6 protein-coding genes are annotated in these 6816 nt (G+C 66.6%); all 6 read left to right on the top strand.

Annotated elements, in window-relative coordinates; all coding sequences use genetic code 11:
* Positions 1 to 796: 796 nt before the first annotated feature.
* The 6 genes from K2R93_18955 (at position 797) to K2R93_18930 (ending at position 6660) form a co-directional block, all read left to right on the top strand.
* Complete coding sequence (locus K2R93_18955) at positions 797 to 1144, top strand: hypothetical protein (GenBank protein MBY0491928.1); 348 nt, start codon at positions 797 to 799, stop codon at positions 1142 to 1144.
* A gap of 12 nt (positions 1145 to 1156) precedes the next feature.
* Positions 1157 to 1666: a GNAT family N-acetyltransferase gene (locus K2R93_18950; GenBank protein MBY0491927.1), complete on the top strand. Its 510-nt coding sequence runs from the start codon at positions 1157 to 1159 to the stop codon at positions 1664 to 1666.
* Positions 1663 to 2547: a sugar phosphate isomerase/epimerase gene (locus K2R93_18945; protein ID MBY0491926.1), complete on the top strand. Its 885-nt coding sequence runs from the start codon at positions 1663 to 1665 to the stop codon at positions 2545 to 2547. The genes K2R93_18950 and K2R93_18945 overlap by 4 nt, the downstream gene beginning before the upstream one ends.
* Positions 2548 to 2670: 123 nt before the next feature.
* The gene (locus tag K2R93_18940; GenBank protein ID MBY0491925.1) at positions 2671 to 4389 is read left to right on the top strand and encodes a GMC family oxidoreductase; all 1719 of its coding nucleotides are present in this window, start codon (positions 2671 to 2673) and stop codon (positions 4387 to 4389) included.
* A gap of 23 nt (positions 4390 to 4412) precedes the next feature.
* Positions 4413 to 5126, top strand: a complete 714-nt coding sequence (locus K2R93_18935; GenBank protein ID MBY0491924.1) for a gluconate 2-dehydrogenase subunit 3 family protein — start codon at positions 4413 to 4415, stop codon at positions 5124 to 5126.
* 109 nt (positions 5127 to 5235) lie between these two features.
* Positions 5236 to 6660: an amidohydrolase family protein gene (locus K2R93_18930; protein ID MBY0491923.1), complete on the top strand. Its 1425-nt coding sequence runs from the start codon at positions 5236 to 5238 to the stop codon at positions 6658 to 6660.
* The last annotated feature ends 156 nt before the right edge of the window (positions 6661 to 6816 follow it).

Genomic DNA, 6816 nt, shown 5'->3' with positions numbered 1-6816 from the left:
TCTACCGCACCCAAGCGGCTCCTGCGGAGCGCTTGGCACTCAATTAACCGAGTCTCCTCCAAACCCGGGGCGGTTCACTCCGTGGGTGTGAGACCATGCTGTCCCCGCTTCTGGTGTACCTTGAGGGCGTCGTAACGCGCTTGGGCCGCAGCTATGGCCTCCGCCTCATCGGCCACGGGCAGGCCCGTCTCTGGGTTGATCAGCGCTTCGTTCTTGACGTACTCGTTCGTTGCGGGGTTCCGATAGCTGAAGACCCATCGCCCGGTATCCTTTCGCTGACGCGGCGACGCGTACGGCTGCACCGCAGTCTGCTCGGCGCGACGACGACCGGGGCGACGGGGGGACGGGTTCTGTTCAGTCGACGCCCCTGCGCCGGCCGGGATCACCTGCAGGGCGGTCGCTACAGCCTTTCGGGCAGCCTGGCGCTTTCGCGCCCGTGCGCTCCATCGGGCCGCGGAGGGGGCTCGGAGCGACCGAGAGGTCCGGGGACCGCTGGTGGCGGGCGTCAGGAGCTGCGACTGCATCAACGGGCTCATACAAAATCTCCAGTCCAGGCGTTTGGGGCCGCGTGGCCCGGAAATGGGCCAAATTGGAACGCGGCGTGGGGGACCGGTGCGATGTGCACCAGCCTCCATGGCCCACAGGTGGAGGACTTCGGTCCGAGTGCCAAGAGGGGGCGCCAGGTAGGGCGGCGGCGAACCTCACAGACCTCGGACAACTGTACAAACCCGCTTTTCGCGCCCGCTGGTACTTGCACTGGCAGCAGTTGCCCGATGGGCGCATCGCCCTGGGGGGCATGCGTGACCAGGGTGGGGAAGACGAGTGGAGCCTCGACGCCCGCCCCACCGACGCCGTGCAGGGGCTCCTGGAGCGATTCCTGCGCGACCACCTCGGGGTGCAGGCGCCGGTGACGCACCGCTGGGCCGCCTGCGCCGCCTATACGCCGACGGGGCTGCCGGTGATCGAGCAGGTGCGCCCCGATGTCTGGGCGCTCGGGGGGTACTCGGGGACCGGGAACGTCATCGGCGTGCTCGCGGCGCGGGCGGTGGCCGCGGCAGCCATGGAGCAGGACCCGACGTTGGCCCGCGCGCTGCTGGGCGAGGCATGGACAGCTGCGGTGACTGAGGGCGTGTCCGCGCAGTAGATTCGGGGGACCATCCACCCCCCACCCGCCGTCCCGTTGTCGCTGCACCTTCGCCCCGCCACCGAGGCCGATGTTCCCGTCATCCGGGAGCTCATCGAAGGCCTCGCCGACTACGAAAGGCTGCGCCACGAGTGCATCGCCACCGATGCCTTGCTGCGCGAGACGCTCTTTGGCCCGCGTCCGTATGCGGAGGTCGTGCTGGCGGAATGGAACGGCGCCGTGGCCGGCTTTGCGCTGTTCTTCCACAACTACTCCACCTTCCTCGCGCGCCCCGGGATCTATCTCGAAGATCTCTTTGTGCGACCGGCGTATCGCGGCCACGGGATTGGGAAGGCGCTGCTGCAGCACCTCGCCCAGCTGGCGATGACGCGGCAGTGCGGCCGCCTCGAGTGGTCGGTGCTCGATTGGAACGTGGATGCGATCGGCTTCTACACGAAGCTGGGCGCGCGCGCGAATGATGAGTGGACGGTCTATCGCGTCACCGGTGACGCACTCACGCAGTTGGCACGAGGCGCGGCATGAGCCGGCGCCGGGAGACCCCGATGGAGTCGTTCGAATCGTCCGGCGCGCTGTCCCGCCGTGAAGTTCTGCGTTATCTGGCGGCCGGTGTGGCCGGCAGCACCCTGTTGCCCTTCATCGCCAACGCCATGCCGGAGCGCCGCATTCGCAATATCGGGCTGCAGCTGTACACCGTGCGCAGTGCGATGGCCAAGGATCTCGAGGGGACCCTCGACGCGATCGCCAAGGCCGGGATCACCGAGCTCGAATTCGCCGGCTATTACAACAAGGACGCCGCCTGGTGGACGGCGGCGCTCAAGAAGCGCGGGCTGCGCGCTCCGTCCACGCACGAAGGGCTGCCGGCGGCCGACGATGGATGGAACGCGATCTTCCAGCGCGCCGCGCAGATGGGCCATGAGCTGGTGATCGTGCCGAGCGTGGGGAACAACTACCGCGGCACCAAGGCCAACGTGCAGAAGCTGTGCGAGCGGCTCAACGTGGGCGCCGAGAAAGCCAAGGAGTTCGGGCTCATGTTCGGCTACCACAATCACGACGGCGAGTTCGCCCCGATGGAGGGCACCACCATGTGGGACGTGCTCACGTCGGAAACCGATGCCGCGCTGGTCAAGCTGGAGCTCGACTGCTACTGGGCCACCAAGGCTGGCCGCAAGCCACTCGAGATCATCAACCAGTGGCCTGGCCGCATTGTCGCCGTGCATGTGAAGGACGCGACGCCGGCGCCGGAGCTCAAGATGACCGAAGTGGGTGCCGGTATCATCGACTACAAGGCGATCCTTGCCGACGGCCGCGCCAACGGCCTCCAGTGGTGGTTCATCGAGCACGACAACCCGACCGATGCGATTGCGTCGATCACGGCGAGTGCCGCCGCGATGAAGAAGCTCTGAGCCGCTGCGCGCAGCTCGATCCGCAGCACGACCCTCTCCGGAGATCCTTGCGTGACCGCTCGTCGTTCGAAGGTGGCGCCGCAGTATGACGTGATCGTGGTGGGCTCGGGGGCTGGTGGCGGCATGGCCGCCTACCAGCTTTCGGTGCAGGGCCTCAAGGTGCTGCTCCTCGAGGCCGGGCGTGACTACGACCCGGTCACTGAGACACCGATGTTCCAGACGCCCAAGGACGCGCCCCTGCGCGGCAGCGGCGATGCGAACAAACCGTTCGGGTTCTACGACGCCACCGTTGATGGCGGCTGGCGCGTACCGGGGGAGCCCTTCACGACGGCACCGGGGACGCAGTTCAGCTGGTGGCGCGCCCGCATGCTTGGCGGCCGCACCAATCACTGGGGGCGCATCTCGCTCCGCATGGGTCCGTACGACTTCAAGCCCAAGAGCCGCGATGGGCTGGGTGAAGACTGGCCGCTCACGTACGAGCAGCTCGCGCCCTACTACGACAAGACCGAGATGCTCATCGGCGTGTACGGCGGCGACGACGATCTCGAGAACACACCCCGCAGTTCGCCGGGCGTGCTGCAGCCGCCGCCGGCGGCGCGCACCTACGAGCTGCTCGCCAAGCACGCGTGCGACGGCATGAAGATCCCGGTGATCCCCGCGCATCGCGCCGTGCTCACGCGCCCGCAGGACGCCAATCGCCTGCCTCAGAAGCTGCATCCGGGGAACGCGCTCGCGCAGCGGGTGCTCAAGAAGAGCATGAGCGAACGCATGGCGTGCTTCTACGCCACGGACTGCGGGCGCGGCTGCTCCATCAAGGCCAACTTCCAGAGTACCACCGTGCTGCTGCCGCCGGCGATGTACACCGGCAACGTCACCCTCATCACCGATGCGATGGTGCGTGAGGTCACGGTGGATGCGCAGGGGAAGGCGAGTGGCGTGCACTACGTCGACAAGGTCACGCGCGCCGATCATCACGTAACGGCCAAGGTCGTGGTGCTGGCCGCGAGCGCCTGCGAAACCGCGCGCATCATGCTCAACTCCAAGAGCTCGCTGTTCCCGAACGGCATCGCGAATGGCAGCGGCCTCGTGGGCAAGTACCTCATGGACACCGTCGGCGCCGGCATCTCGGCGCAGATTCCAAAGCTCGAGGGGCTGCCGCCCATCAACGAAGACGGCACCGCCGGCATTCACATGTACATGCCGTGGTGGCTCTACGGCGATCAGAAGGCGGGCAAGATGAACTTCGCCCGCGGCTACCACATCGAGTTCGGCGGCGGCCGCGGCATGCCCGGCCCCGGCATCTTTGGCGGGCTCGAGACGTACACGCAGGGAGCGTACGGCAAGAAGTTCAAGGAGGAAGCGCGCCGCTACTACGGCTCGTTCATGTACTTCGATGGCCGCGGGGAGATGATCCCCAACGAAGACTCCTACTGCGAGCTCGATCCGACTGCGGTGGACCAGTGGGGGATCCCGGTACTGCGCTTCCACTGGAAGTGGTCCGATCACGAGACCAATCAGGCGCTGCACATGGTGAACACCTTCAAGGACATCGTGACGCAGATGGGAGGGACGGTGCAGGGCACGGTCCCCACCGATGGGGCGCGGGCGATCGCCACCGGCGGCTCGATCATTCACGAAGTGGGTACCGTGCGCATGGGCAGCGACCCGAAAAAGTCGGTGCTCAACGAATTCGGGCAGGCGTGGGAAGTGAAGAACCTGTTCGTGACCGACGGCGCGAGCTTCGTGTCGAACGCCGACAAGAACCCCACCTTGTCCATTCTCGCGTTGGCGTGGCGGAGCTGCGATCACCTGGTCGAAGAATTGAAGCGGGGGGCACTCTGATGGGGGGCGAGGACGCGGAGACGATGGAAGAATTCGTGACGGCCGCAGAGGGCGCGGAGGGCGCGGCTGTTCAGCCGTCGGGGATGGACCGCCGCGATGCGTTGCGCGTGATGGCCGTGGCCGCGGTGGTGCCCATGCTGCCAACGTCGGCATCGGCCGCGCCGGCACCGGTGTCGCGCGCGCCGCTGCCGTTGCTCGACGAGGCGCAGCAGCCGGTGCGCAAGAAAGGGCCGCGGGGCACGCCGAGTGATCCGGTGCTGCAGGTGGCCAAGGCCGACTGGCCCATGCTCCTGTCGCTGCGCGAGCTCACGACGCTCAAGGCGCTCTGCGATATGATCATCCCGGCCGACGACAAAAGCCCATCGGCAAGCGCGGTCGGTGCCCCAGGCTACATCAACGAATGGGCCAGCCGCCCCGGCGGCGAGGCATCGCTGGTGCGGGTGCGCGGTGGATTGGCTTGGCTTGATCGCGAATCGACCGCCCGCTTCGGCAAGCGCTTCCATCTGTGCACGGACGCCCAGAAGACGGCGATCTGCGACGACATCTGCTATCTCCCGAAGGCGAAGCCGGAACATCGCTTCGCGGCGCAGTTCTTCGACACGATCCGCGACCAGACCGCCACGGCGTTCTACACCACCCCGCAGGGATGGAAGGACCTCGGATACATCGGGAACGTGGCGCTGCCCAAGTTCGAAGGGCCGAACGCGGCAATCCGTAAGCAGTTGGGACTCGAGTAACCAGGTATTGCTGGACCCGACATGCGGAGGGGCGGAGGCGCGGAGCAACGGATGTTGCTGCCGTCATACTCCGCCCTTCCGCTCCTCCGCCCCTCCGCAGAGCAGGCACATGAAAGGCAAGAACATCGCGGTGGCCGTCGGACTCGTGCTCGCCGCGTCGGCGGAAGCCCAGCGCGCTCCGGTGGGCCCCGCCGCGCGCAGTTATGTGCGCTACGACACCACCGTGCTCGCGCTCACGAATGTGCGCGTCATCGATGGCACTGGCGCCGCGCCGCGGGAGAATCAGACGCTGGTCATTCGCGATGGGCGCTTCACGAGCATCAGTGATGCCGCGAAGGCCGTGATCCCGGCCGGCGCCCAGGTGGTGAATCTGAGCGGCAAGACCGTCATCCCCGGGCTCGTGATGGTGCACGAGCACCTCTACTACCCCGTGGGGAGCGGCACCTACGCCAACCTTACGGAGAGCTTCAGCCGGCTCTATCTCGCCGGTGGCGTGACCAGCATGCGCAGCGGCGGCAACATGAACGGCTTCAGCGAGCTGCTCATCGCGCGCGCCATTGCCAGCGGGCAGAAGGTCGGGCCGTATATCGACGCGACCGCGCCCTATCTCGAGGGGCCCGGCATGGGCTTCAATCAGGTCATGGCGCTACGCGATACCACCGACGCCAAGAAGCTCGTGCAGTACTGGGCCGATCAGGGCGCGACGAGCTTCAAGGCGTACATGAACATCACGCGTGATGAGCTCAAGGTGGCCGCGCGCGAGGCGCATGCGCGGCAGCTCAAGATCACCGGCCATCTCTGCTCGGTGACCTATCGCGAGGCCGCCGACGCCGGCATCGATGATCTCGAGCATGGCTTCTTTGCCATGAATGACTTCGTGCCGAACAAGAAGCCCGATACCTGCACGGGCCGTGGCGGCGCCGCGACCCAGACCATGGCCCAGCTCGATCCGAACAGCGCCGAGGTGCAGGCGCTCTTCAAGTATCTGATCAGCAAGCAGGTCACGGTTACGAGCACGCTGACGATCTTCGAAACGTTCACCCCCAACCGCCCGATGGGCGCCGGGCTCGACGTGCTGCTGCCGCAACTCCGCGAGGAGTACGAACGCCGCTGGAAGGCGACGCAGGCGAACACGCAGTCGCCGTACATCGCCGCCTTCCCGAAGGGCATGGCCTTTGAGCGCGCCTTCGCCAAGGCCGGCGGCACGCTGGTCGTTGGCACCGACCCCACCGGCGGCGGTGGCCTCGTCGCCGGCTTCTCCAATCAGCGCGCCGTGGAGCTACTCGTCGAAGCCGGCTTCGCCCCGGTCGAAGCCATCAAGATCGCCACCCTCAACGGGGCGCAGCACATCGGCCGCGGTGCGTTCACCGGGTCGATCGTCACCGGCAAGTACGCGGATCTGGTGGTACTCGACGGCAACCCCGCGGCCGACATCACCGATATCCGCAAGGTGAACACGGTGTTCAGGCAGGGCGTGGGCTACGATCCCAAGGCGATCATTGAGAGCGTGAAGGGGAAGGCGGGGCTGTGGTAGAGACGGCGTATAGGTGACGCGTATACAGGACGCGTATACGAAAGGCGTATACGTGTGCGGAACCGCGGTTCCCGAACATGTATACGCCCTGGAGTTGCCCCGAAAAAGTGGACGCGTGTCGGATCGATACTACGCGGCCATCGGCTGTTGCGCTTC

The sequence above is a fragment of the Gemmatimonadaceae bacterium genome, assembly GCA_019752115.1.
Taxonomy (GTDB): domain Bacteria; phylum Gemmatimonadota; class Gemmatimonadetes; order Gemmatimonadales; family Gemmatimonadaceae; genus Gemmatimonas.
The sequence above is the reverse complement of the archived record's forward strand: the minus strand, read 5'-3'. Positions and strand labels throughout refer to the sequence as shown.

Bases quoted from the DNA above. Each gene is read 5' to 3' on its own strand.
- K2R93_18955 (MBY0491928.1), top strand. From the start codon at position 797: ATGCGTGACCAGGGTGGGGAAGACGAGTGGAGCCTCGACGCCCGCCCC.
- K2R93_18945 (MBY0491926.1), top strand. From the start codon at position 1,663: ATGAGCCGGCGCCGGGAGACCCCGATGGAGTCGTTCGAATCGTCCGGC.
- K2R93_18940 (MBY0491925.1), top strand. From the start codon at position 2,671: ATGGCCGCCTACCAGCTTTCGGTGCAGGGCCTCAAGGTGCTGCTCCTC.
- K2R93_18935 (MBY0491924.1), top strand. From the start codon at position 4,413: ATGGAAGAATTCGTGACGGCCGCAGAGGGCGCGGAGGGCGCGGCTGTT.
- K2R93_18930 (MBY0491923.1), top strand. From the start codon at position 5,236: ATGAAAGGCAAGAACATCGCGGTGGCCGTCGGACTCGTGCTCGCCGCG.